We start from the raw sequence: 23,594 nt of genomic DNA on the forward strand, positions 1-23,594 counted from the left end.
TCGGACGAATGAAAGGCGTGGCGCGCCATGTACCGCGACCGTGCGCTCTCGTTACGTGAAATGTCAGGTCAAGAGTGCAGGTCATAGGTCCCGTACAGAATTAAAGACAAACTGAGGGCAGGGCAATCCATGCGACAAGCTGCCAGACGCGGACTTCTCACGGTCATGGCGACCGGGAGCGTTCTCGCGTCCACTGCGGGTTACGCCTACGCGGACGCCGGTGCCGTGGGTACGGCCGCCGATTCGCCGGGCGTCGGATCCGGTAACACCGTTCAGGTCCCTATCGACATTCCGGTGAATGCCTGCGGGAACACCATCAACGTGGTCGGGCTGCTCAACCCGGCCATGGGCAACCACTGCGCCAACGTCTCCCAGCCCAGCGCGGGACACGGCGCGGGCCACGGCTCCGGGCACGGCTCCGGCCATGACTCGGGCGGCCCCCGGCACGGGTCCCCGCACGGCGGCGGGCCCGGCGCGGGCAGCCAGGGCGGGTCGCACGGCTCGCCGGGCGTCGGCTCGGGGAACACCGCGCAGGTGCCGGTCTCGGTCCCGGTCAACCTCTGCGGCGACTCGGCGAACGTGGTGGGCCTGGGCAACCCGGCCTTCGGGAACCAGTGCGCCACGCACAGCGGCGGCAAGCCGAGCGGCCACACCCCGCCCGAGCACTGCTCCTGCACCCACCCGCAGCCCCCGCCGCCGGTGGCCCCGCCGGTCCGCCACAACCCGCCGCCACCGCCGGTGAAGACGGTGGCGACGCCCCCGAAGCACATGAGCCCGCCCCCGCCGCCCCAGGAGGTACTGGCCTCCACCGGCGCGGACGGGGAGACCCTGCTGCTCGCCCCGGCCGGTGCCGCGATGGCGCTCGGCGGGCTGCTGCTCTACCGCCGCTCCCGCACCGCGCAGCGCTGACAGCAGCGCCGAACCGCGAGGGGTGGTGCGTCCCGGGGCTTCCGGGGCGCACCACCCCTCGCGTCAGTCCGGCAGGTAGGACCAGGTGCGGACCTGGCGGATGATCTTCCTGCGCAGCACGACCTTGCGCCGCCCGTCCGGAAAAAGTCTCAGCCGGTCGAGCTCCCAGTGGCCGTACTCCGCCTCCTCGGTCAGCAGCCGCCTCGCCTCGTTGCGCGAGACGTCCCTGGCCAGCAGGAGCGAGCGGAACTCGTATTCGGGCTGTTGGACGAACTTCGGTGCGGCCAAGTCTCTTCCTCCTGCAGAACGCTCCTGGTTCAGACTACGTCGGTCTACCTCGGTCCCGGTGCGGACCGACGGCCCCCGACGGGTCGCGCGGAGGTCGCACGGTCGGGTGATGCCCACTCCGGACGTCGTTCATGGCACAAAACGCAGACGATTCCGCGATCCGGCCGATTCCCAAGGTGTGCAGTTCCACTCGAATCGGGCGCGACCGGATAACTTCTGTGCACTACGGGCCCAACAGCGGATAGCGTCAGCACCATGCCTGATGTCGCGCAGCCCACCATCGCCGAGGTACGTAGCGCCGCCGAGGCGGTCAAGGCCGCCATTGACCGCCATCTGGCCGCTGTGGAGGCCCGTACCGGGGAGAACGACCCGGGGGTCGCCACCGCCTACGCGGCGCTCGCGGAGGCCGCGGACGCCTATGACGAAGCCCTCTACGACGCCTACGACGAGGTCACCCCGTTCGAGGTGCCGCACGACACGGACCTCTCCCAGTACGCCGACCCGGACGACCCGGAGGCGATCAGCGTGCTGATCCGCCGGGACTACCTGATCACCGACCCGCTGCGGCTCCGGGCCGCCGCGCTGCGGATCGACGGCACCACGGCCGCGGACCCGGGCCCGGTCTCGGCCAGCGTCTCCAGCGCCCTCGGCGCGCTCTTCGGCGAGTACGAGCCGGACGAGATCGCCTCCCGCTCCGAGGAGTTCGGCCTGGAGGAGGGGGACTCCACGCTCTGGGTCACTGCCGCGGACCCGGCCGAGCCGGGGGACTGGCTCGCCGAGCCCTTCGAGGACGCCGACCCCGACCTGCTGATCTGCCGTTTCGACGTCAGCGAGGTCTATGACGACGAGCTGGAGTCGCTCGACCCCGAGGAGCACTGAGCCCGACCGCACGAAGCCCCGGCCGGAGTTGCCTCCGGCCGGGGCTTCGGTTTCTCAGTCGCGCAGATCCGCCGTCTGCTCCACCAGGGCGCCGCGCAGGCGGGTGGTCCGGCCCTGTGCCGGCACCGCAGCCACGGCCTGGACCAGCGCCGGGCCCACCGCGTGGACCACCGAGAGGTGCCGCTCGGCCCGGCTGAACGCGGTGTAGACCCACTGCCGGGTCAGTTCGCTCGCGGCGTCCGGGGCGAGCAGCACCACCACGCCCGGCCAGCGCCGTCCGACGGCCTGGTGCGCGGTCAGCGCCCAGCCGTGCCTGACCGTGCCGACCTGCTCACGGGGGACCCTGACCTCCTCGCCCTCGCAGTCCAGCAGCAGCCCCTGCGGGCCGCCCGCCCGCACCGTGCCGGGACGGGCCGTGCCGGGCACGGGGGAGTGGACCACGGCGTCGCCCGCGTCGAAGCCGCCGAAGGTGCCGGGGCCGGGGTTGAAGCGCTGCTTGAGCGCCGCGTTGAGGGCGCGGGTCCCGGCGGGGCCGCCGTGACCCGGCGTCAGCACCCGGACCTGCTCGGCCGGGATGCCCAGGGCGCGCGGGATCGAGTCGCCGACCAGCTGCAGCGCCCGGTGCACGGCCTCCGGGCCGTCCTTGGCCGTGACGATCACGACCTCCTTGTCCGGGGCCTCGACCGGCAGCAGCTCGCCCACGCCGACCCCGGAGGCCAGCTCCCCGATCGGCCCGAAGTCGGGGGTGCGGGAGGCGACGACCGGGCAGGCCTTGGCGGCCAGGACGTCGGCGAAGACCCGTCCCGGGCCCGCCGACCACAGTTCGGCGGGGTCGCCGCTGAGCACCAGCCTGGCCCCGTCGGCGACCGACTCGACCAGGGTGGCGGCGGCGTCCACGTCCAGCGCGGGGGAGTCGCAGACCACCAGCAGGTCCAGGGCCAGCGTCCCGTCGGAGGAGCGGCCGGGACCCTCGGCGCCGGCCAGCAGGCCGGCCAGGGTCACGGCGTGCTGGTCGGCCAGGCGGCGCCGTCCGTCGGCGGTCGCGGCGGCGACCCAGGCCCGCAGGCCGAGGCCGCGGGCCGCGCGCACCAGCGCCACGGGCTCGGCGCGGGCGGCCTCGCCGCCGGTGTGCAGCACCAGGCCGGCGCCGGCGACGGCGCGGATCAGCGCGGCGGCGGAGGGGGAGGGCGCGGCGTCGGCTGCGGCGGCCCAGTCCAGGACCGGGGCACCGTCGTCCGATGCGGCCTCGGAAGCGGCTTCGGTGTCGGATTCGGATTCGGTGTCGGCCTCGGAGGCGTCCGGGGCGGGGGCGGGGGCGGGGTCGCCCTCGAAGGTGGAGATCAGCCGGACCAGGCCGTCCGCCAGGCTGTCCTCGGCCAGGGCCAGCCGGTCCAGCGCGAGCAGCACCCGGACCTGCGGTTCCGCGTCGTCGTCGTCCTCGGAAGCGGCACGGTGGGCGCCGGGCTCCTGCAGCTCCTCCTGAAAGCCCATCACCGAGCCGTCGCCGCCCTCGCCGAGCATCAGGGCGATCGCGCCCGTCGGGTCGGTGACGCCCTGCTTCTCCAGGCCGGTGCTGATGTCGCCGAGCTCCACGGCGGTGTGCCCGCGGAGGGCGGCCCGGCTCAGCAGCCAGACCGCGAGGGCCTGTGCCCGGCGCGGGTCGTCGGGCCCGCAGGCGGCGCCGAGCAGCCCGCGGGCGAAGCCGTCCGCGTGCTCGGGGCGGACGCCGGGGACGCCCAGGACCGCCCAGGGGTCCTCCCGCAGCAGCGCGGGCGCGCCCTCGCCGAGGGTGGCCACGGTCGCCGCCACCAGCTCGGCCGGCGCGCCGCCCGCGGCCAGCACCTCGGCGGTGGCCCGCAGGGCGTCGGCCGACGGCTCGGCGCTGGACGGGCCGCCGGGGGCGGAGGCGGGGGCGGGACGCGGCGTTGGCACGGGGCGGGCGTCGGCTGTTGCTGCGCCCGCGTCGGCGGCGGGCTGCTCGGACGTGGGCGGGGCGGCGGCGGCCGGAGCGGGCTCGGCGCCGTCGTCAGCTGCCGCGGCGTCCGGCTGCGCGCCGTCCGGGGCCGCGTCGTTCGAGTCCGCGTCGTCCGGGTCCGGGTCGGCGACCGGCGGGGCGGGGCGGCGGCGGGTGACGATGGTTCCGGTGCCGCCGTCGATGGCCCGCATCGCCTGGGCCAACTCCGCGGCCGTGGGCGGTGCGGCGGCGACCGGTGCGGCCTCGGCTGCCGCCGGTGCCGCCGTCTGCGCGTCGGTCGGCGCCTCCGGGCCTGCCGCCTGCGCGTGCGTGTCCGTGGTCGGTGTCGGCTCCACGCTCACAGGGCGCTCCAGTCGTGGTCGGGATAGAAGTGGATCGGCGCCGAGATCTCGTCCAGCGCTCTGCAGATCTCTCCCGGGAGCGTAAGGGACTCCACTGACAACGCCGCCGCGAGCTGTGCCGCGTTCCGTGCGCCCACGATCGGGGCGACCACCCCGGGCCGGTCCCGGACCCAGGCCAGGGCGACCTGCAGCGGGGTGGCGCCGAGGCCGTCCGCCGCGGTGGCGACCGCGTCGACGATCCGCCGGCCGCGCTGGTCCAGGTAGGGCTGGACGAAGGCGGCCAGGTAGGGGGACGCGCCGCGGGAGTCGGCGGGGGTGCCGTGCCGGTACTTGCCGGTGAGCACCCCGCGTCCCAGCGGCGAGGCCGCGAGCAGTCCCATGTCGCTGTCCACCGCGGCCGGCAGCACCTCGCGCTCTATTCCGCGCTGCAGCAGCGAGTACTCCATCTGGGTGCAGGCCAGGGGCGTGCGGCCGGGCACCGCGCGCTGCCAGGTCGCGGCCTTGGCGAGCTGCCAGCCGCAGAAGTTGGACACCCCGACGTAGCGCGCCCGCCCGGAGGAGACGGCGAGGTCGAGTGCGTGCAGGGTCTCCTCGGTGGGGGTGCCGGGATCGAACGCATGGACCTGCCACAGGTCGACGTAGTCGGTGCCGAGGCGGCGCAGCGAGGCGTCCAGCGAGGACAGCAGGTGGCCGCGGGAGCCGTCGAAGCGCCGGTCCGCGTCCGGCACGCTGCCGGCCTTGGTGGCGATCACCAGCTCGGAGCGGGGCACGAACTCCTCGATCAGGCGCGAGAGCAGGTACTCCGCGCCCCCGTCCGCGTACACGTCGGCGGTGTCGACGAGGTTGCCGCCGGCCTCGACGAAGGTCTTGAGCTGCTCGGCCGCGTCGAGTTCGTCCATGTCCTGGCCCCAGGTCATGGTGCCGAGACCGATCCGGGAGACGCGCAGCCCGGTCCGGCCCAGATGTCGCAGTTCCATGACCGGTGAGCGTAGTGGTCGAGCGGTCCGATGCGACGCAGGCCACAGCTCCGTACTCGTCAGTAGCTTCAGGGGTCGGGCCGGGCTACAGTCACCGTGACGCCCACACCATCGGAGGCAGCACCGTGCGACTCGGCATCAATCTCGGCTACTGGGGCCTCGGCAACGACGCCGACAACATCGCCGTCGCCCAGGAGGCGGACCGGCTCGGCTTCGCGGTCTGCTGGGCGGCCGAGGCCTACGGCTCGGACGCCGCGACCGTCCTCGCCTACGTCGCCGCCAAGACCGAGCGGATCGACGTCGGCTCGGCGATCTTCCAGATCCCGGCCCGCACCCCCACCATGACCGCGATGACCGCGGCCACCCTGGACACCCTCTCCGGCGGCCGGTTCCGGCTCGGCCTCGGGGTCTCCGGGCCGCAGGTCTCCGAGGGCTGGTACGGCGTCAAGTTCGACAAGCCGCTGGCCCGCACCCGCGAGTACGTGGAGATCATCCGCAAGGCGATGGCCCGCGAGCGGGTGGTCCACGACGGCGCCAACTGGACCCTGCCGCTGCCCGGCGGCCCGGGCAAGCCGCTGAAGCTGACCGTGCACCCGGTGCGCGAGCACATCCCGCTCTACATCGCCGCCATCGGCCCGAAGAACCTGGAGCTGACCGGCGAGATCGCCGACGGCTGGCTGGGCATCTTCTTCGCCCCCGAGCAGGCCGCGCTCTCGCTGGAGCACCTGACCGCGGGCCGGGCCAAGGCCGGGAAGACCCTGGACGGCTTCGACATCGCCCCCAACGTCCCGATCGCGGTCAGCGCCAGCGACAAGCCGGAGGACCTGGAGGCCGCGGCCAACCTGTTCCGCCAGTACACCGCGCTCTACGTCGGCGGCATGGGCAGCAAGGACCAGAACTTCTACAACCGGATCGCCCGGCGGATGGGCTACGAGCAGGCCGCCGACGAGATCCAGGAGAAGTACCTGGCCAAGGACTACGCGGGCGCCGCGGCGGCGGTGCCGCAGCAGCTGATCGACTCCACCACCCTGATCGGCACCAGGGACCGCCTCGCCGACCGGCTCCAGGCGTTCGCCGCCGCCGGGGTCACCACGCTGAACCTCTCCCCGGGCGGCTTCACCCTGGACGAGCGGGTCGAGGCCCTGCGCACCGCCGCCGAGGCGGTCGAGCAGGCCGGCCTGGCCTGAGCCGTGAGGAATGCCGACGTGCTCACTCCGCGTTGCGTGGAGTGAGCACGATCCTGAGGAGGAACCGGTGGGCACGCAGACGCAGAAGGCCGTTTTGGCAGGCGGGTGTTTCTGGGGGATGGAGGCGCTGATCCGCAGGCAGCCCGGAGTGGTCGATACCCGCGTCGGCTACGCCGGGGGCGACGTCCCGAACGCCACCTACCGCAACCACGGGACGCACGCCGAGTCGATCGAGATCACTTACGACCCGGACCGCACCGACTTCCGCTCGATCCTGGAGTTCTTCTTCCAGATCCACGACCCCAGCACGAAGAACCGCCAGGGCAACGACATCGGGACCAGCTACCGCTCGGCGATCTTCTACCAGGACGACGAGCAGAAGCGGATCGCCGAGGACACCATCGCGGACGTCGACGCCTCCGGTCTGTGGCCGGGGAAGGTCGTCACCGAGGTGGCGCCCGCGGGGCCGTTCTGGGAGGCGGAGCCCGAGCACCAGGACTACTTGGAGCGTTACCCGGCCGGTTACACCTGCCACTTCGTCCGGCCGGGGTGGAGGCTGCCGCGGCGGGACGCGGGCACGGCCGTGATCGAGAGCTGACGGGTGGTGGTGGGACCGGCCCGGCGTCCGGTCGGCGGGCGCGCGTCGTAGGCTGATCCCATGCCGACCCTGCTGCTTGTCCGCCACGGCCGATCCACCGCCAACTCCTCCGGGATCCTCGCCGGGTGGACCCCCGGCGTGGATCTCGACCCGCACGGTGAGCAGCAGGCCAAGGACCTGGCCGAGCGCCTCGCCGCGGTCCCGCTGGCCGGCGTCGTCAGCAGCCCGCTCGACCGCTGCCGGCAGACCCTCGCGCCGCTGCTGGAGGCCCGCCCCGAGCTGGTCCAGCGGCTGGACGAGCGCCTCGGCGAGTGCCGCTACGGCGACTGGACCGGCCGCCCGCTGTCCGAGCTGGCCGCCGAGCCGCTGTGGAAGACCGTGCAGGCGCACCCCTCCGCCGTGGTGTTCCCGGGTCCCGAGGGCGAGTCCATGCGCGAGCTCAGCCACCGCGCGGTGGAGAGCGTCCGCGAGTGGGACGCCGAGATCGAGCGCGAGCACGGCGCCGACGCGGTCTGGCTGGCCTGCAGCCACGGTGACGTGATCAAGGCGATCGTGGCCGACGCGCTGGGCCTGCACCTGGACAACTTCCAGCGGATCTCGGTCGAGCCCTGCTCGGTCACCGCGATCCGCTACACCCCGCACCGCCCCTTCCTGGTGCGCCTCGGCGACACCGGTGACCTCAGCGGATTCGCTCCCCGCCCGGCCTCGGAACAGGCCGCGGCCGGAACGGAAGGACCGGCCGGCGGGGATTCCGGGGACGCGGTGATCGGGGGAGACACCGGAGTGCGTTGACGCGTAGGTAGGGTTGACTCGAACAGCGACGTCCAGATCTGGAGCAGCCCCGTGCCCCGCCAGGTGTTCTTCTATGATCCGCCCGAGCGATTCGTGGCCGGTACGGTCGGCGAACCCGGTTCGCGTGCCTTCTACCTGCAGGCCAGCGCGCGAGGGCGGGTGACCAGCGTGCTCCTGGAGAAAACCCAGGTGGCGGCGCTGGCCGAACGTGTCGAGGAGCTGCTGGACGAGGTCGTCCGGCGCAGCGGCGGCAGTACCGCGGTCCCGGCCGTGGCACCGTCCGAGCTGATCGACAGCGCCCCGCTCGACCAGCCGGTCGAGGAGGAGTTCCGGGTCGGCACCATGGCCCTGGCCTGGGACGAGTCGGTCGACCGGCTGATCGTCGAGGCCCAGGCGCTGATCGAGATCGACCCGGACGGCGACCCCGACGAGCAGAACCTGTTCGAGGACGACGAGAACGGGCCGCCGATGCTGCGGGTCCGCCTCAGCGGCGCCATGGCCAGGGTCTTCGCCAAGCGGGCGCTGGAACTGGTCTCCGCGGGACGGCCGCCGTGCCCGTTCTGCAGCCTTCCGCTGGACCCCCAGGGCCATGTGTGCCCGCGCCAGAACGGGTACCGGCGCTGAGCACCGCCCCGGACGCCCGCGACGCCGCCCCGGAGGGTTCGGAGGACCCGGAGGGCGCGGCGGCCCCCGAGGCCGACCCGGTCGCCTCCGCGGCCCTGGCCGCCGACCCCGAGCGCGCCCTCGCCCTGCTCCGCGGCGGCGAGCTGCGGATCCACGGCCGGCTCACCGAGGCGTCCAACGGCGTCTTCTACTGCAGCGTCAGCGACGGCCGGGACGAGGCCGTCTGCGTCTACAAGCCGGTCCGCGGCGAGCGTCCGCTCTGGGACTTCCCGGACGGCACGCTGGCCGGCCGGGAGGTGGCCTCCTACCTGGTCTCGGCCGCGAGCGGCTGGGGCCTGGTGCCGCCTACGGTGCTGCGCGAGGGGCCGTTCGGCGAGGGCATGTGCCAGGTCTGGGTGGAGGCCGACCCGGAGGCCCAACTGCTGGCCCTGCAGGACGTGGAGGAGGCCGAGGCGGGCTGGCGTCCGATCGCCAGGGCCGAGGTCGGAGGAGGCAGGACGGCCCTGCTGGTGCACGCCGAGGACGTGCGGCTGCGGCATCTCGCGGTGCTGGACGCGGTGATCAACAACGGCGACCGCAAGGGCGGCCACCTGCTGCCCGCCGTGGACGGACGGCTCTACGGCATCGACCACGGCGTCACCTTCGCCGTCCCCGGCAAGCTGCGGACCCTGCTCTGGGGCTGGGCCGGCGAGCCGCTGGACGACGAGACCTCCGCGGTGCTGGACACCCTCGCCGCCGAGCTCAAGGGGGCGCTCGCGGACCAACTCGCGCCGCTGCTCACGCCCGCCGAGATCGGCGCCCTGCGCCGCCGGGTGGCCGAACTGCTCCGCACCGGGCTGCATCCGGTCCCCTCCGGCGACTGGCCCGCCGTCCCCTGGCCGCCGATCTGACAGCCGCCCGGAGCTGACGGTGCCCCAGGGGCCCTGCGGCGGCAGGGGTGTGGCATCCTGCTCCCCGAAGTCGACGGGGACCCGTCGCGGGCGGGCAGGGGGCAGCGGATGAGGCAAAGACCCAACGGCCGGGCGGGGGCGCTCCGATGACGCTGACTCCGGTGCTGGCGCTTCCCCTGCTGCTGGTGCTGATCGCCGCCGCGGTCGGGGTGGCGTTCGTACGCCGGGCCGGACGCAGCGGGCGGCGGGCCGAGCAGGCGCTGGCCGCCGCCGTGGCGTCCCGTCCCGGCTGGACCGGGTCGGCCGCGCCCGACGGCGCCTGGCTCGCGCGGCGCTACCGGTACCAGAGCCCGTTCAACGGGCCCAACCCGGCCTTCGGCGCCCATATGTCCGGACCGCTGCCGAGCGGGGCACAGGCTGAGGTCTTCCACTTCGGCACCGCCTACTGGCACGCCGGGGCCCCGGTGACGGCCGGCTGGACGGTCGCGGCCGTGGTCCTGCCGCGACCGCTGCCCGAGGTGCTGCTGCAGCCCGGCTACGACGCGCTGCCGCCGGGGTGGCCGCCGGGCCCGGGCCGGACCTACGACGAGGCCGGATCGGGGCCGCAGTGGGCCGGGCTGCGCGGCTACGCCCTCGATCCGCAGGCGGCGTCCGCGGTGTTCGTCCCCGAGGTCCTCGGCCGCAGCCGGGCGCTGGGCCTGGACTGGCGGATGACGGGCCGTACGGTCCTGGCCCTCGCACCGGAACGCCGGCTCCCGGCGGCGATGCTCGAACTGGTGGACCATCTCGTCTGGTTCGCCTCGCTGTTCCCGGAGGAGGTGCTGCTGGCCGTCGCCGAGCAGCCCGATCCATGGGCCGGCCCCAGCGCCGAGCGGCCGGCCTGAGCCGTGCCGTCCGGGCCGGGCGCTGCCGAGGCAGGTGCCGAGGCAACTGCAGAGGCACTGGTGCGAAGATCAACCAAGTCCGGTTAGAGTCATCTGTATGTATGCCTGGCCCGCCACTGACGTCCCCGCACTCCCCGGCCAGGGGAGTCCCCTGCGTATCTTCGACACCTCCGCAGGCGCCGTGCGGACCACCGAGCCGGGCCCCACCGCCCGGCTCTACGTGTGCGGGATCACCCCCTACGACGCGACCCACCTCGGGCACGCGGCCACCTACAACGCCTTCGACCTGGTCCAGCGGGTCTGGCGGGACGCCGGCCACGAGGTGGTCTACGTCCAGAACGTCACCGACGTGGACGACCCGCTGCTGGAGCGCGCCGCCGCCACCGGCCAGGACTGGACCGAGCTGGCCGAGCGCGAGACCGCGCTGTTCCGCGAGGACATGACCGCGCTGCGGATGCTGCCCCCGGCCCACTACATCGGCGCGGTCGAGGCGATCCCGTCCATCGTCCCGCTGATCAAGGACCTGCTCGCCTCCGGCGCGGCCTACGAACTCGACGGTGACATCTACTTCTCGGTCGAGTCCGACCCGCACTTCGGCGAGGTCTCCCGGCTCGACGGCGAGCAGATGCTGCGCTTCTTCGGCGAGCGCGGCGGCGACCCCGACCGCCCCGGCAAGAAGCACCGGCTCGACCCGCTGCTGTGGCTGGCCGCCCGCCCGGACGAGCCCGCCTGGGACACCGAGATCGGCCACGGCCGCCCCGGCTGGCACATCGAGTGCGTGGCGATCGCGCTGGAGCACCTGGGCATGGAGTTCGACATCCAGGGCGGCGGCAGCGACCTGGCCTTCCCGCACCACGAGATGGGCGCCTCGCACGCCCAGGTGCTGACCAAGATCCGCCCCTTCGCCCGCGCCTACGTCCACGCGGGCATGGTCGCGCTCGACGGCGAGAAGATGTCCAAGTCGCGCGGCAACCTGGTCTTCGTCTCCCGGCTGCGCCGCGACGGCGTGGACCCGGCCGCGATCCGGCTGGCGCTGCTCGGCCACCACTACCGCTCCGACTGGGAGTGGAGCGACGCCGACCTGCTCCGGGCCCAGCACCGGCTGGCCCGCTGGCGCGCCGCGGTCTCCCGTCCGGACGGCCCCGACGCGGCGGCCACCCTGGCCGAGGTCCGGGCCGCCCTCTCCGACGACCTGGACGCCCCGCGCGCCCTGGCCGTCATCGACGCCTGGGCCGCCAAGGCCGAGGACCAGGGCGGCAGCGACACCGGAGCCCCCGGCGTGATCTCCCGCACCGTGGACGCGCTGCTGGGCGTCGCGCTCTGACGCGTTAGTGCTCGGAGGCGCCGGCGGGGCTGCTCGCGCTCGATGCGGCCGACGGTGCTGACGGGGTCGACGAGGCCGACGGGGTCGCCGAGGCTGACGGGGCCGGGTAGGTGCGGCCCTTCCAGGCCGCGCCTCGGCCGCGCCAGTGCTGGACCGCCGAATCGACCGTCATCAGCAGGTACAGCGCCGCGGTGAACGGCAGCAGCAGCGCGGCTGCGGGCGGCTGCCGGTAGTAGCGGAGCATCGGCACGTAGGTGGCCGCCATCAGCCCCCAGGCCGCGGCTGCGGTGACGCACAACCGCAGGTTCCCGGCGGCCAGGCCGGTGAGCAGCAGGGCTGGCGGCACCAGGTAGACCAGGGCCAGCCCCAGCACCGTGCCGACCAGCAGCAGCACCGAGTGCCTGAGCTGCGCGTACGCGCTGCGCGAGACCATCCGCCAGAGCTGCTTCAACTCCGGGTAGGGGCGGACGCTGTCCACCTGGTCGGCCAGGCCCAGCCAGGTCCGGCCGCCGCCGCGCTTCACCGCCTTCGCCAGGTTGACGTCGTCGATCACCGCGCCCCGGATCGCGGCGACCCCGCCCGCCCGCTCCAGCGCCTCGCGCCGGACCAGGGTGCAGCCGCCCGCTGCGGCGGCGGTCCTGGAACCGGCCTTGTTGCTCCAGCGGAAGGGGTAGAGCTGGGCGAAGAAGTAGACGAAGGCCGGGACGATCAGCCGCTCCCACCGGGTCTCCGTACGCAGCCGGGCCATCTGCGACACCAGGTCGTAGGACTGCGCCGGTAGGCCGGGCCGGGCCGGACCGCCCTCGGCGGCGGCGACCAGGCTGTCCAGCGAGGACGGGAGGTGGGCGATGTCCGCGTCGGTGAGCAGCAGGTACTCGGCGTCCCCGGCCAGTTCGACGCCGTGCCGCAGCGCCCACAGCTTCCCGGTCCAGCCCTCCGGGGGTTCGCCGGGCGTGGTGACGGTGAGCGGCAGCGAGCCGGGGGCCTCGCCGAGCTTGCGGGCCAGCTCGCCGGTGCCGTCGCTGCTGTTGTCGTCCACCAGGATCACCCGCGCCGAGCCCGGGTACTGCTGGGCCAGCAGCGAGGGCAGGCTCAGCGGCAGCACCTCGGCCTCGTCCCGGGCCGGGACGATGATCGCCACGGTGGGCCGCCGGGCCGACTCGGGGCGCGGAGGCAGCCGCTGGTCGGTCCGCCAGAAGCCTCCCTGACAGAAGGTCAGCCACACCCAGGCCAGCAGAGACGCCCTCGTCACCCACATCAGTACGGTCACCTGCGCGAGTATGCCGCAGTCCGGCGCAGGCGCATCGACTAAGGTCGGGTGTTGTGAAGATCGCACTCATCGACTCCGGTCTGGGCCTGCTCGCCGCCGCCGCGGCGCTGCGGACGCTGCGCCCGGACGCGGACCTGGTGTTGTCCACCGACCCGGACGGGATGCCCTGGGGCCCGCGCACCCCCGACGACATCGCCGAACGCGCGCTCGGCTGCGCCCGGGCCGCCGCCGAGCACCGTCCGGACGCGCTGATCGTCGCCTGCAACACGGCGTCGGTGCATGCCCTGGACGTGATCAGGGCCGAGCTGGAGCCGGGCATCCCGGTGATCGGCACGGTGCCGGCGATCAAGCCCGCGGTGGCAGCCGGCGGCCCGATCGCCATCTGGGCCACCCCCGCGACCACCGGCAGCGCCTACCAGCGCGGGCTGATCCAGGAGTTCGCGGACGGGGTGGAGGTCACCGAGATCCCCTGCCCCGGCCTCGCCGACGCGGTCGAACACGCGGACGAGGAAGCCATTGCCAAGGCGGTGACCGTGGCAGCCGAGCGCACCCCGGCGGGAGTGCGCACGCTGGTCCTCGGCTGCACCCACTACGAGCTGCTGCACGCCCCGATCAGGGCCGCGCTCGGCGAGGTGCTCGACATCGGCCCCGGGGGCGCAGGGCGCCCCGTAGATCCCGGATCGGTGGGCTTCTACGGCTCTGCGGGGGCCGTGGCCGGCCAGGCGATCCGCCGGGCCAGCCCGGAGGCCGTGGCCTCCACCGGCGGCGGCACGCTGCTGGTATTGCGCAGCGGTCGCGTGGAGGAACTGCCGCCGGCCGCGCTGCACTACCCGGAGGGACGGGCCCTGTCCGCAGGCATCCGGGTCTGACCCGGCCCGAGGCCATTTCGGCCCGAGGCCGTGCCCGGCTGGGCCGGGGCCGGCCGGGGTGGGGCAGGCCGGGGTGGCCTACCGGCAGGCCACCGCGCCGCGCAGCTTCCGGACGGTGGGGGTCCAGCCCGACAGCACCGCGTCGAACAGGCCGCGCGAGGTGCGCCCGTTGACGGACAGGCGGCTGATCCGCAGCGGGTTGGGCCGGGACACGGCGGTCGGCCGCAGGTCGAAGGTGTGTCCGTCGCCGAGGAACGCACTGCGGTAGCCGAGGCCGCGCAGCAGTGCCTCCGCCCGGACGTCCGCGACGCCGCCGGGGTGGGCGAAGGCGCTGGGCTCGGTCCCGGTCAGCTTGGTCAGCCGCTCGTGCGCGCCGACGACCTCCTCGCGGACCACGTAGTCGTCGCAGTGGGGCAGCCGGGCGTCGCCGTAGGTGTGGTTGCCGATCTCCACGCCGCCGTCGCGCAGCGCCAGCAGGTCAGCCGCGGTCAGCTGCGGCTGTCCGGGGGCGGCCCGACGGGCCGTCACCCGCAGCTCCTCCAGGCAGCTCCGCCGGTCCGGGTCGGGCAGCGCGGCCATCGCCGCCGCCACCCCGCCCGGCTCCCGGACGGACAGGTTGCGGGCCCGTCCGCCCTGCTTGACCAAGAACTCCGCCTCCTGCCACCAGTAGGGCCGCTCGGTGTCGACCAGCCCGGCGACCACGAAGGCCACGGCCGGGATCCCGCGCGCGGCCAGCACCGGCAGCGCCGTGGTCACCGCGCTGCGGTGGCCGTGCTCGAAGCTGACCAGCACCGCGTGCGGCGGCAGCGGCGCACCGACCTGCAGCGCCTCCTGGACCTGGGGGAGGGAGACCGGGTTCGCGGTGCGCACCAGTCGCTCCACCTGCGCCCGGAACGCCGACGGATCGCCGGCTCCGGGGAAGGTGAGCACGGCGAGCCGCCGGGCGGCGCGGCCTCGCGGCCGCTCCGTTCCGAAGTGCTCGACCGGCCTGGACAGGGTGGCGAGGTTCGGCTGTCGCACGGACTTCCTTTCCGTCGCGCCGAGCGGCCGGAAGAGGGAGTACCGGCGCGCTGTGTCACTCAAGACGTAAGCAAGACCCGCGCATGCGGTAGAAGGTTGTACGGCATGGGACGAGAAGTTTCAGACGCGTTTCCGGTCCCTTCCGGTTCCCGGGAGAATGAACCCATGTCCGAGTCGCCGCCGCACGATCCCCGCCCCGTCGAACGCCCCGTCGACCTCGGCATCGCCCGCCTGCTGCCCGACCTCGACCGGCCCCGGGGCTGGCTGCTCACCCTGGACGGGGCCCCGCAGTCCTACGTCGACCTGGACGACCCGCTGTTCCTGGAGTTCGAGTACGTCCAGCGGCTGGCCCACGCCGCCGACCTGGCCGCCGCCTCGGGGCAGCCGCTGGACGTGCTGCACCTCGGCGGCGGCGCGCTGACCCTGCCCCGCTACCTGGCCGCGACCCGGCCCGGCTCGCGCCAGCGGGTGGTCGAGCTGGACGGGGCGCTGACCGCGCTGGTCCAGGAGTACCTGCCCTGGTCGCCGCCCGCCCGCGGCATCACGGTCACGGCGGCGGACGCCAGGACCGCCCTGGCCGGGACCCCGGACGCGGACGCCGACCTGATCGTCGCCGACGTCTTCGGCGGCTCGCGGATCCCGGCGCACCTCACCTCGGTCGAGTTCGTCCGCGAGGCCGCCAGGGTGCTCCGCCCCGACGGCCTCTACCTGGCGAACCTTGCCGACGCCGCACCGCTGGACTTCGCCCGCTCCCAGCTGGCCGGCCTGCGCGAGGTGTTCCCCGAGGTCTCGCTGATCGCGGAGCCCTCGGTGCTGCGCGGACGCCGCTACGGCAACCTGGTGCTGCTGGCCGGACGGCACGAGGCCCCGGTCGCGGAGCTGGCCCGCCGCACGGCCGGGGACGCGTTCCCGGCCCGGGTGGTCCACGGCGACCGGCTCGACCTGCTGGTGGGCCGGGCCCGCCCGGTCACCGACGCCACCGCCGCACCGTCCCCGGCCCCGCCGGACGGCGCGTTCAGCCTCGGCGGCGGCTGAGCGGGCGGGGGCGGGCGGGGGCGGCTGGGCGGGGGTTGGGCGGCGGCGTCCGAGCGGGCGGGGCGGGGTGACGGCGTCCCGACGGTACGTCAGGTGGGGGCTGTCAGCCCGTCACCACCGCCAGGGCGAAGCCGTCGTAGCCCTTGGAGCCGACGGTCTGGACCGCGGTGCCGGTGAGCCGGGGCTCGGCGGCGATCAGCGCCAGCGTCTCCTGGGTGCCCTTGATCGCCGGGTCCTCGCTGGTGAGGTCCGCGACCTTGCCGTCGCGGATCACATTGTCGACCACGATCAGTGTGCCGGGACGGCTCAGCTCCAGCGCCCAGCGGACATAGGCCGGGTTGTTGGCCTTGTCGGCGTCGATGAAGGCCAGGTCGAACGGACTCGCCCCCTCCTGCTGCAGCAGCGGCAGGGTGTCCAGCGCCGCGCCGACCCGTACCTCGACCTTGTCCGCGAGCCCGGCCGCGGCGATGTTGCCTCGGGCCACCTCGGCGTGCCGCGGGTCGAACTCCAGGGTCAGCAGCCGACCGTCCTCGGGCAGCGCCCGGGCCAGGCAGATGGCGGAGTAGCCGCCGAGGGTGCCGATCTCCAGGATCCGGCGCGCCCCCTGGATCCGTGCCAGCAGGTGCAGCAGCCGGCCGTGCGGCGCGGACACGGCGATCTGCGGCAGCCCGGCGGCGTCGCTGGCCTTGAGCGCGGCCTCCAGGGCCGGATCAGCGAGGCCCAGGGTGTCGCTGAGGTAGCTGTCTACGGCGTTCCACTGCTCGTACTGCTCGTGCGTGCTCATTAGGAAGTCTCCTCGTCGCGTACCGGCAAGTCGTCCAACGGCAACGTACCCCGGACGGCCCGCCGGGTGGCCGAGGTGGCCCGGAGACGGCCCGGGGACGGCCGTCCTACGATGGGCCGCATGCGCCTCATCGGAGACATCGACCCCACCCGTCCGCTGCTTGTCGTCGCCGTCGCCGAGGAGGCGGCGCACCTCGGCGAGGGGCTTCCGGTCCTGCTCACCGGGATGGGCAAGGTCAACGCGAGCGCCGCGCTCGCCACCGTGCTGGCCCGGGGACCGCACCCGTCCGAGGTGGTCAACCTCGGTACGGCGGGGGCGTTGCGGCCCGGCCTGCAGGGGACGACGCACGAGATCGGCACCGTCCTCCAGCACGACCTGGACACGGAGGTGCTGCGCACGCTCACCGGGGAGACCATCGGCGCGCCGCTGACCCTGGACCTGCCGGCGGGGGCGGGGGAAGGGCTGGTGCTGGCGACCGGCGACCTGTTCGTGGCGGAGGAGGAGGCCCGGCAGCGGCTCGCCGCCCAGGCCCACCTGGTCGACATGGAGGGGTACGCGGTGGCCAGCGTGGCCCGCTCGGCGGGAGTGCGGGTCCGCCTGGTCAAGTACGTCAGCGACGAGGCCGTCGAGGGAGCCGCGACGACCTGGCGGGACTCGGTGGACGCCTGCGCCAAGATCCTCGCCCGGTGGGCACACGAGGAACTGGGGTAGGGCGGTTGGGGACAGCGGGGCCGAGCTGGCGGGGTTGAGGCTAGCGGGGCTGGGTGGTCGAGCCGAGCATTGGGGGACGGGCCCCGGGCGGCACCAGGCCCCAAGCCCCAGGCCCGGGCTGGCTGCAAGCTCCGACCGTGGCTCAGGCCGCCGGGGTGATGCGGAAGACCGGGAAGCCGGGGGCGACCTCCAGCAGTCGGCTGTCCGACGAGTTGACGTCCACGTCCTCGAAGAACATGCCGACCTCCCAGGCCCAGCGGCGCAGGTACTCGCGCAGCACGGCGGGCTTGTCGGCGTCGGCGATCTCCACCGCGCCGAACGCCTCTGCCTTGCGGCCGAGCCGGAGTTCGCCGCCGCCCGCCGCGCGCAGATTGCGGACCCACTGGGTGTGGCCGCGCGGGGCGATCAGATAGCGCTCGCCGTCCAGCGGCAACAGGTTGACCGGAGTGGTGCGCCACTCGCCGCTCTTGCGTCCGCGGACGGCGAGGGTGCGTGAGCCCAGCACGCTGATGCCCATCCGGCCGAGCAGGATCATGGCGCGGCGGGACGCGCGGTCGAGGGTCCGCATGACGAAGCCCTCGGCGGTGACCAGGCGGGGTGCGGCGGGCGCGGTGTGCTCGGACATGGTGGGGACTCCTTGGCTGGGGTTGGCCGACGGCCTTCGCGTTCACTGCTCTCAATCGAGAGCAGTGCTCTCTCTTCTGCTTTGACTATGGCCTGAGCGGTGCTCCATGTCAAGAGCAGTGCTCTCGTTGTGGTTCGGTGCTCTCGGATATGGCAGACTCGTCCACATGGTTGCCATTCGAGGTGCACGCGAGCGAGCCCGTGAGGAACTCACCCACGAGATCAAGGAGGAGGCCCGGCGGCAGCTCGCCGTCGAGGGCGCCCAGAAGCTCTCGCTGCGCGCGGTCGCCCGCGAGCTGGGCATGGCCTCGTCCGCCCTCTACCGCTACTTCCCGAGCCGCGACGACCTGCTGACCGCGCTGATCATCGACGCCTACAACGCCCTCGGCAGCCAGGCCGAGCAGGCCGACTCCGCCGTCGCCCCGCGCTCGGACACCCGAGCCCGCTGGTTTGCCGTCAGCAGCACCGTCCGTGCCTGGGCCAAGGCCCACCCCCACGAGTACGCCCTGCTCTACGGCACGCCGGTGCCCGGCTACAGCGCTCCCGAGCAGACCGTCGCCCCGGCCGCGAGGGTGCCGCTGCTCCTGGTCGGGCTGCTGCAGGACACCGTCGGCAGGTTCGCGATTCCCGCCCCGGTCCGCCCGCTGCGCGGCCCGCTCGCCGACCAGTTGGCCGACCTCGCCACCCGGGTCACCCCCGGCCTCCCCCCGGCGCTGCTCTCCCGAGGACTGTCCGCCTGGGCCCAGCTCTTCGGCATGGTCAGCTTCGAACTCTTCGGCCACTTCGTCGGCTCCGCCGACCCCGCCGACGCCTTCTTCGCCCACACCGTCGAGGAGATCGCCGACTTCCTCGGCCTCCCGGAAACCCCCTGAGGAGCGGAGCTTGGGGCCCACCGCCCTGCCCGGGCCCCGCCCGCCCCGTTCGCGCGCCCCGCACCGTCCCCGCCCCGCTCGCGCTCACTTGACTGTGACCGCCTAACTCTGGCACGACCCGCTCTGGCTGTCGTGATCGTTGCTGCCCTCGTCGTGCCCACGGCTCGCGTCCGCTTGAGGGTGTGTCCTGACCGGGCGTCGCCCGCCTCCGTGCACTTGACCGGTGCCAGCGTGACCTGACCCCAAGTCAACCTGCCTCGCGCTGATCTGACTGTGCATCAACTGAGGCTGGCCAACGCGCCTCGGTCGTGCTCACCTCGACCGACCGACCGACCGACCGACCGACCGACCGACCTGCCCCGCTCCTGCCTGCCTCTGCATTGCGGGCCTTGGTCCCGGGCTGACCGGAACCTGACCCTGACCTGCATCGACCGGGCCCGAGCGGATCCGGCCTCGCCGCCGGCCTCAGTCGCTCCCGCCGCCGTCGGGCTCGTACCCCTGGGCTGTCTGCGTCCCGGGTGCCGGCCGTAGCCGGGCCTGGGCCTGCGCCTGCAGTTGCGGCTGGGACAGTGGGCGGGCGGTGGCCAAGCCGACCAGGAGGCCGGCGCCGGCTGTTATCCCCGGGTAGCTCAGTACCGGGCTGACCGCGGCCTCGGCCGCGAGCGCGGTGAGCGCGCCGGCGGCGGTGAGGACGACCGCCGTGGGCCCGGGGGAGCGTCGGAGTGTCCACAGCATCCAGCCGAAGGACCCGGCCAGCAGGCACACCCCCGGTATGCCCTGCTCCGCCGCGGCCTGCAGTACCGCCGAGGAGGCGCCGCCGGGTGTCGCCGACTCCTGTGCGGCGGGGCTGAGTTCGGCGAACCGTCCGGGCCCGACACCGCGCAGCGGTGCCCCCGCGGCCTCGTGCACGGCGTCGTGCCAGAGTGCCTCGCGCTGGTCGGCGAGCGGGGTGGCGCTGCTGAGCACCCCGGGCGGGCCGCTCGGGCGGGCCAGTAGCAGTGGTGCCCCGGCGGCCAGGCCCGCACACAGCGCGAGCAGCACCAGGACCGGGACCCGGCGTCGGGCGAAGGTCGCCGACCCGGCCACGACCAGCGCCGCACCGCAGGCCAGCAGGCCGGCCACCGAGCCCGTGGCCAGCGCCTCGGCGGTGATCCCGAGGGCCAGCCCACCCAGCAGCAGCCGATTCCAGCCCCGGCCCGGCCCCTGCCGACGCCCCTGCCCCCTCCCCTCCCCCCGCGCCGCAGACGCCGCATGCGCCGCAGACACGACGTGCTCGGCATGCGCCGCGTGTGCCGCATGCGCCGCGCAGCAGGCCGCGCCGACCGCGAGTGCCAGCAGCGCACCGTCCGCGTCCATGTCGTGCAGCGGGAGCGCGGCCGGGTCGCCGGAGAGGCCGCCGGGGACGAGCAGGGCGAACGCGCCGACGGCCAGGGCCACCACGGCCGGCGCGCCGACCGGGACGACGGCTCCGGCGACGCGTCCGCCCGCGTATCCGGCGGCGACGGCGAGCAGTCCCAGCAGGACGCCCTCGGGGTGGGTGTCGCGTCCGGCGGCGGTGTAGAGGGTCCAGGTGGCGCATCCGGCCAGCAGCAGGGCCCCGATCACGTCGGCCGCGGAGCTCTCGGTGCCGTGGGGGACGACCGAGATCGGCTCGGACGGCGACCTGCCGACGGCCTTCATTCCACCCCCAGCGCGGATCCCCCTGGCGGTGCGGCGCAGCAGCCGTCCCTGGTCGGGGCGAGCCCTACGGTAGACCGTGACCGGCCGAATGGCGCTGCCCCGCACAAAGATTCGCTGTCCATGACACCCCAGCTCATCGCATGTGGTCCGGCCGTGGTTCGCTGTTCGGTCTCCGTTTCCGTGCCGGATAGTCTCGGGTCATGCCCATCCCTGAGTTCGTGCGCGAGCTGCGCACCGCCATCGGCCACCGCCCGCTGTGGATGTCCGGCGTCACCGCGGTCGTCCTCGACGACGATGGGCGGGTGCTGCTCGGACGCCGCTCGGACACCGGGCACTGGGCGCTGATCTCCGGCATCATCGATCCGGGCGAGCAGCCCGCCGACGCCGCCGCGCGGGAGTGCCTGGAGGAGACCGGCGTCCGGGCCGTCCCGGTGCGGCTGACCGGGGTGTCCGTCTCGAACCCGATCGTGCACGCCAACGGCGACCAGGCGCAGTACCTGGAGTTGACCTTCCTCTGCCGCGCGGTCGGCGGCGAGGCGCGGGTCAATGACGACGAGTCACTCGAGGTGGGCTGGTTCCACCCGGACGCGTTGCCGGAGGCCCTGGGCCCGCTCGCCCTGCACCGACTGCGGCACGCGCTCAGCGGCGACGCCGAGGCCCACTTCCACCTCGACCCCGGTTACGGCCCCGCCGCCGGCTCGGCCCACGACCCTGACCTCGACCCGGACCACGACCTGGCCCAGGGCCCCACCCGTACCCTCGACCCGGACCTCGACCCGGCCGTCCGGAAGGCCGTCCGGCGGGCTCAGAGTTTGCGCACCACGTAGCCGTCCTCGGCGGACTCGATCACCGCCGCCAGGTCACCGCCCGCGGCGGCCGTGGCCACCGCGGCGACCGCGCCCTCCAGGAACGGCGCGTCGGCGAGCCGTACCGGGAAGGGGAGCCCGCGGGCCTCGGCGTTGGCCAGGACCTCCTGAACTGTCGTCACCGCGCTGCCCAGGTCGACCAGGACCGCGACGCCCATGCCCTGGTCGGCCTGCTTCGCGGCGGCCACGACGAGCGCGGCGCTGGTGCCGGTCCCGCCGTCCCCGTCCCCGCCGGCGGTGGCCAGCGGACCGGGGTCGCCGGTGCCGAGCAGTTCCACCGCGAGCGCGGCCACGGCGTCCGCGACCCGTGCGCTGTGCGACACCAGAACCACGCCGACCCGGTCGAGCCCGGCCAGCGGCAGCACCCGCAGCGTGCGTGCGGCCGGTACCACCGCCACGTCCTCGCCGGTGTCCTCCGCCTCCGGCCGCAACGCCATCACCCGCGCCTCGCCACCCATATCCGCCACTCCCTGACTCCGTACCACCCCACCAAACTAGGTCGCCTGACCCCTCCGGCCGCCGCGCCGCGCGGGCAGGCGCTTGCGCGGCGCGTGCCTTCCCTTCTTCTAGAACGTGTTCTAGCGTGACCTCCGGTCACCAGACCGTGCCGACCCGAGGGGACCGCGATGCACCTCGACTACACGCCAGAGCAGCAGCGACTCCGCGCCGAACTGCGCGCGTACTTCGCCGAGCTGATGCCGCCGGAGGCGCACGGGCGGCTCAACGACCCCAAGCGGCAGAAGACCTTCTACCGCGAGGTGAACCGCCGCCTCGGCGCCGACCGCTGGCTCGGCGTCGGCTGGCCGGTCGAGTACGGCGGTCGCGGGATGAGCCCGGTGGACCAGTTCGTCTTCTTCGACGAGGCCGCGCAGGCCGGCGTCCCGCTGCCGATCATGGCGCTGAACACGGTCGGACCCTCGATCATGAAGTTCGGCACCGAGGAGCAGAAGGCGTACTTCCTGCCCCGGATCCTGGCCGGTGAGCTGGACATCGCCATCGGCTACTCCGAGCCCGACGCCGGCACCGACCTGGCCGCGCTGAAGACCAAGGCGGTCCGCGACGGCGACGAGTACGTGGTCAACGGGCAGAAGATCTGGACCACCAACGGCGACACCGCCGACTGGGTCTGGCTCGCCGTGCGCACCGACCCGGACGCCCCGGCGCACAAGGGCATCAGCATGCTGCTGGTGGACACCACCGACCCCGGCTACTCCAGCACCGTCATCCGCACCCTGGCCGGGCACGACACCACCGCCAGCTACTACCAGGACATCCGGGTCCCGGTCAGCCGCCGGGTCGGCGCCGAGAACCAGGGCTGGCGGCTGATCACCAATCAGCTGAACCACGAGCGGGTCACCCTCGCCGCCCACACCACGATGGCGAACCGGGCCCTCGCCGAGGTCCAGCAGTGGGCCCGCGACACCGAGTTGAGCGGTGGCAGGCGGGTCGTCGACCTGCCCTGGGTACGCCAGCGGCTGGCCCGTACGCACACCCGGCTGGACGCCGTGAAACTGCTCAACTGGCAGATGGTGGACGCGGTCCAGCGCGATGTGCTCACCCCGCAGGACGCCTCGGCCGTCAAGGTCTACGGCAGCGAGGCCCGCCGCGACGCGTACTCCTGGCTGATGGAGGTGGTCGGCGCGGCGGGACCGCTGAAGGAGGGCTCAGCCGGCTCGGTGCTCCAGGGCAACCTGGAACGCGGCTACCGCAGCGCGGTGATCTTCACCTTCGGCGGCGGCAACAACGAGATCCAGCGCGAGATCATCTCCTGGATCGGCCTCGGCATGCCCCGCGTGCGCCGCTAGCCGCGTGGTCGCTTCGGGCGACAGCGACAGCGACAGCGACAGCCGGGGCCGGTGCCGAGGCGACAGCGCCGGCGCGGGCGCGGGTGTCGTGGACGGGGTGGGGCGGGCGACGCCGGGCCGCCCCCGGACGTTGGCGCCACGGGGGCGGGGCCGCTGTTTCCGCGCCCATGGGGGTCAACTGTCGCGGAGTCGGTCGAATCTATTGACGCTTGACAGGGACCTCTCATACGTTCCCCTCGTGCGGCATGGCTGAAACGTTTCAGTCAATGAGGCGTGCGCCCGCCCGAGGAGGACCAAGGTTATGGATGCTGCTCCCCGCCCTTCGAACCACCCGCCCCGGCAAGACCGTTGGCAATTCCCCGGGCTGCGTCGGCCCTGGTTCGTCGCCGC

General features: G+C 74.0%; 23 protein-coding genes and 1 pseudogene. 15 read left to right on the plus strand and 9 right to left on the minus strand.

Features of this window, described 5'->3' with window-relative positions:
- Positions 1–165: 165 nt before the first annotated feature.
- The gene (locus ACEZDG_RS25655; protein ID WP_380513555.1) at positions 166–909 is read left to right on the plus strand and encodes a chaplin; all 744 of its coding nucleotides are present in this window, start codon (positions 166–168) and stop codon (positions 907–909) included.
- 63 nt (positions 910–972) lie between these two features.
- Here ACEZDG_RS25655 and ACEZDG_RS25660 read toward each other — a convergent pair whose 3' ends face one another.
- The gene (locus ACEZDG_RS25660) at positions 973–1,197 is read right to left on the minus strand and encodes a DUF5703 family protein (RefSeq protein WP_380513557.1); all 225 of its coding nucleotides are present in this window, start codon (positions 1,195–1,197) and stop codon (positions 973–975) included.
- 255 nt (positions 1,198–1,452) lie between these two features.
- Here ACEZDG_RS25660 and ACEZDG_RS25665 point away from each other — a divergent pair, with 255 nt between their 5' ends.
- Complete coding sequence (locus ACEZDG_RS25665) at positions 1,453–2,076, plus strand: hypothetical protein (RefSeq protein ID WP_380513559.1); 624 nt, start codon at positions 1,453–1,455, stop codon at positions 2,074–2,076.
- Between the two features lie 54 nt (positions 2,077–2,130).
- Here ACEZDG_RS25665 and ACEZDG_RS25670 read toward each other — a convergent pair whose 3' ends face one another.
- On the minus strand, positions 2,131–4,392 hold the full coding sequence (locus ACEZDG_RS25670; protein ID WP_380513561.1) for an ATP-binding domain-containing protein: 2,262 nt from the start codon (positions 4,390–4,392) through the stop codon (positions 2,131–2,133).
- Positions 4,389–5,369, minus strand: a complete 981-nt coding sequence (locus ACEZDG_RS25675) for an aldo/keto reductase (RefSeq protein WP_380513563.1) — start codon at positions 5,367–5,369, stop codon at positions 4,389–4,391. Before ACEZDG_RS25675 ends, ACEZDG_RS25670 begins: the two co-directional genes overlap by 4 nt.
- Before the next feature lie 125 nt (positions 5,370–5,494).
- On the opposite strand from ACEZDG_RS25675, the gene ACEZDG_RS25680 reads away from it, so the two are divergent.
- From ACEZDG_RS25680 to mshC, 7 genes are all read left to right on the plus strand, one after another.
- On the plus strand, positions 5,495–6,556 hold the full coding sequence (locus tag ACEZDG_RS25680; RefSeq protein WP_380513565.1) for an LLM class F420-dependent oxidoreductase: 1,062 nt from the start codon (positions 5,495–5,497) through the stop codon (positions 6,554–6,556).
- 67 nt (positions 6,557–6,623) lie between these two features.
- Complete coding sequence (msrA, locus tag ACEZDG_RS25685; protein ID WP_380513567.1) at positions 6,624–7,154, plus strand: peptide-methionine (S)-S-oxide reductase MsrA; 531 nt, start codon at positions 6,624–6,626, stop codon at positions 7,152–7,154.
- 60 nt (positions 7,155–7,214) lie between these two features.
- Positions 7,215–7,946 (plus strand): histidine phosphatase family protein, encoded by a 732-nt coding sequence (locus ACEZDG_RS25690; RefSeq protein WP_380513569.1) that lies wholly within the window; start codon positions 7,215–7,217, stop codon positions 7,944–7,946.
- Positions 7,947–7,997: 51 nt separating this feature from the next.
- The gene (locus ACEZDG_RS25695; protein WP_380513571.1) at positions 7,998–8,570 is read left to right on the plus strand and encodes a DUF3090 domain-containing protein; all 573 of its coding nucleotides are present in this window, start codon (positions 7,998–8,000) and stop codon (positions 8,568–8,570) included.
- Positions 8,571–8,665: 95 nt separating this feature from the next.
- Complete coding sequence (locus tag ACEZDG_RS25700; protein ID WP_380513696.1) at positions 8,666–9,460, plus strand: SCO1664 family protein; 795 nt, start codon at positions 8,666–8,668, stop codon at positions 9,458–9,460.
- Between the two features lie 146 nt (positions 9,461–9,606).
- Positions 9,607–10,344 (plus strand): hypothetical protein, encoded by a 738-nt coding sequence (locus tag ACEZDG_RS25705; protein ID WP_380513573.1) that lies wholly within the window; start codon positions 9,607–9,609, stop codon positions 10,342–10,344.
- 97 nt (positions 10,345–10,441) lie between these two features.
- Positions 10,442–11,668, plus strand: coding sequence for a cysteine--1-D-myo-inosityl 2-amino-2-deoxy-alpha-D-glucopyranoside ligase (mshC, locus tag ACEZDG_RS25710; protein WP_380513575.1), 1,227 nt, complete (start codon positions 10,442–10,444; stop codon positions 11,666–11,668).
- A 4-nt stretch (positions 11,669–11,672) separates the two neighbouring features.
- Here mshC and ACEZDG_RS25715 read toward each other — a convergent pair whose 3' ends face one another.
- Positions 11,673–12,938 carry a glycosyltransferase gene (locus ACEZDG_RS25715; RefSeq protein ID WP_380513577.1) on the minus strand — a complete coding sequence of 422 codons (1,266 nt, stop codon included), beginning with the start codon at positions 12,936–12,938 and terminating at the stop codon, positions 11,673–11,675.
- A gap of 53 nt (positions 12,939–12,991) precedes the next feature.
- On the opposite strand from ACEZDG_RS25715, the gene ACEZDG_RS25720 reads away from it, so the two are divergent.
- The gene (locus ACEZDG_RS25720; protein WP_380513579.1) at positions 12,992–13,807 is read left to right on the plus strand and encodes a glutamate racemase; all 816 of its coding nucleotides are present in this window, start codon (positions 12,992–12,994) and stop codon (positions 13,805–13,807) included.
- Positions 13,808–13,885: 78 nt separating this feature from the next.
- On the opposite strand, the gene ACEZDG_RS25725 is transcribed toward ACEZDG_RS25720, so the two are convergent.
- Positions 13,886–14,827, minus strand: coding sequence for a polysaccharide deacetylase family protein (locus tag ACEZDG_RS25725; protein WP_380513581.1), 942 nt, complete (start codon positions 14,825–14,827; stop codon positions 13,886–13,888).
- Between the two features lie 165 nt (positions 14,828–14,992).
- Here ACEZDG_RS25725 and ACEZDG_RS25730 point away from each other — a divergent pair, with 165 nt between their 5' ends.
- Positions 14,993–15,862, plus strand: a complete 870-nt coding sequence (locus tag ACEZDG_RS25730; protein WP_380513583.1) for a spermidine synthase — start codon at positions 14,993–14,995, stop codon at positions 15,860–15,862.
- A 103-nt stretch (positions 15,863–15,965) separates the two neighbouring features.
- Here ACEZDG_RS25730 and ACEZDG_RS25735 read toward each other — a convergent pair whose 3' ends face one another.
- The gene (locus ACEZDG_RS25735) at positions 15,966–16,646 is read right to left on the minus strand and encodes an O-methyltransferase (protein WP_380513585.1); all 681 of its coding nucleotides are present in this window, start codon (positions 16,644–16,646) and stop codon (positions 15,966–15,968) included.
- Between the two features lie 120 nt (positions 16,647–16,766).
- Here ACEZDG_RS25735 and ACEZDG_RS25740 point away from each other — a divergent pair, with 120 nt between their 5' ends.
- Positions 16,767–17,357: a nucleosidase gene (locus tag ACEZDG_RS25740; protein ID WP_380513587.1), complete on the plus strand. Its 591-nt coding sequence runs from the start codon at positions 16,767–16,769 to the stop codon at positions 17,355–17,357.
- A 142-nt stretch (positions 17,358–17,499) separates the two neighbouring features.
- On the opposite strand, the gene ACEZDG_RS25745 is transcribed toward ACEZDG_RS25740, so the two are convergent.
- On the minus strand, positions 17,500–17,925 hold the full coding sequence (locus tag ACEZDG_RS25745) for a nitroreductase family deazaflavin-dependent oxidoreductase (RefSeq protein ID WP_380513697.1): 426 nt from the start codon (positions 17,923–17,925) through the stop codon (positions 17,500–17,502).
- A gap of 223 nt (positions 17,926–18,148) precedes the next feature.
- Between ACEZDG_RS25745 and ACEZDG_RS25750 the strand changes: the two genes are divergently transcribed.
- The gene (locus tag ACEZDG_RS25750) at positions 18,149–18,853 is read left to right on the plus strand and encodes a TetR/AcrR family transcriptional regulator (protein WP_380513589.1); all 705 of its coding nucleotides are present in this window, start codon (positions 18,149–18,151) and stop codon (positions 18,851–18,853) included.
- Positions 18,854–19,318: 465 nt separating this feature from the next.
- Here the strand turns inward: ACEZDG_RS25750 and ACEZDG_RS25755 are convergent, their stop codons facing one another.
- The gene (locus ACEZDG_RS25755) at positions 19,319–20,533 is read right to left on the minus strand and encodes an O-antigen ligase family protein (RefSeq protein ID WP_380513591.1); all 1,215 of its coding nucleotides are present in this window, start codon (positions 20,531–20,533) and stop codon (positions 19,319–19,321) included.
- A 200-nt stretch (positions 20,534–20,733) separates the two neighbouring features.
- On the opposite strand from ACEZDG_RS25755, the pseudogene ACEZDG_RS25760 reads away from it, so the two are divergent.
- Positions 20,734–21,177: pseudogene (locus ACEZDG_RS25760) on the plus strand (NUDIX hydrolase); the annotation flags it as partial.
- 161 nt (positions 21,178–21,338) lie between these two features.
- Here ACEZDG_RS25760 and ACEZDG_RS25765 read toward each other — a convergent pair.
- The gene (locus ACEZDG_RS25765) at positions 21,339–21,857 is read right to left on the minus strand and encodes a PTS sugar transporter subunit IIA domain-containing protein (protein WP_380513593.1); all 519 of its coding nucleotides are present in this window, start codon (positions 21,855–21,857) and stop codon (positions 21,339–21,341) included.
- A gap of 168 nt (positions 21,858–22,025) precedes the next feature.
- Here ACEZDG_RS25765 and ACEZDG_RS25770 point away from each other — a divergent pair, with 168 nt between their 5' ends.
- Positions 22,026–23,204, plus strand: coding sequence for an acyl-CoA dehydrogenase family protein (locus tag ACEZDG_RS25770; RefSeq protein WP_380513595.1), 1,179 nt, complete (start codon positions 22,026–22,028; stop codon positions 23,202–23,204).
- The last annotated feature ends 390 nt before the right edge of the window (positions 23,205–23,594 follow it).

Source organism: Streptacidiphilus alkalitolerans, from assembly GCF_042511045.1.
Classification (GTDB): domain Bacteria; phylum Actinomycetota; class Actinomycetes; order Streptomycetales; family Streptomycetaceae; genus Streptacidiphilus; species Streptacidiphilus alkalitolerans.

Coding starts and splice junctions, on each gene's coding strand:
- ACEZDG_RS25655 (WP_380513555.1), top strand. CDS start 166: ATGGCGACCGGGAGCGTTCTCGCGTCCACTGCGGGTTACGCCTACGCG.
- ACEZDG_RS25665 (WP_380513559.1), top strand. CDS start 1,453: ATGCCTGATGTCGCGCAGCCCACCATCGCCGAGGTACGTAGCGCCGCC.
- ACEZDG_RS25675 (WP_380513563.1), bottom strand. CDS start 5,369: ATGGAACTGCGACATCTGGGCCGGACCGGGCTGCGCGTCTCCCGGATC.
- ACEZDG_RS25690 (WP_380513569.1), top strand. CDS start 7,215: ATGCCGACCCTGCTGCTTGTCCGCCACGGCCGATCCACCGCCAACTCC.
- ACEZDG_RS25705 (WP_380513573.1), top strand. CDS start 9,607: ATGACGCTGACTCCGGTGCTGGCGCTTCCCCTGCTGCTGGTGCTGATC.
- mshC (WP_380513575.1), top strand. CDS start 10,442: ATGTATGCCTGGCCCGCCACTGACGTCCCCGCACTCCCCGGCCAGGGG.
- ACEZDG_RS25730 (WP_380513583.1), top strand. CDS start 14,993: ATGTCCGAGTCGCCGCCGCACGATCCCCGCCCCGTCGAACGCCCCGTC.
- ACEZDG_RS25735 (WP_380513585.1), bottom strand. CDS start 16,646: ATGAGCACGCACGAGCAGTACGAGCAGTGGAACGCCGTAGACAGCTAC.
- ACEZDG_RS25740 (WP_380513587.1), top strand. CDS start 16,767: ATGCGCCTCATCGGAGACATCGACCCCACCCGTCCGCTGCTTGTCGTC.
- ACEZDG_RS25745 (WP_380513697.1), bottom strand. CDS start 17,925: ATGCGGACCCTCGACCGCGCGTCCCGCCGCGCCATGATCCTGCTCGGC.
- ACEZDG_RS25750 (WP_380513589.1), top strand. CDS start 18,149: ATGGTTGCCATTCGAGGTGCACGCGAGCGAGCCCGTGAGGAACTCACC.
- ACEZDG_RS25755 (WP_380513591.1), bottom strand. CDS start 20,533: ATGAAGGCCGTCGGCAGGTCGCCGTCCGAGCCGATCTCGGTCGTCCCC.
- ACEZDG_RS25765 (WP_380513593.1), bottom strand. CDS start 21,857: ATGGGTGGCGAGGCGCGGGTGATGGCGTTGCGGCCGGAGGCGGAGGAC.
- ACEZDG_RS25770 (WP_380513595.1), top strand. CDS start 22,026: ATGCACCTCGACTACACGCCAGAGCAGCAGCGACTCCGCGCCGAACTG.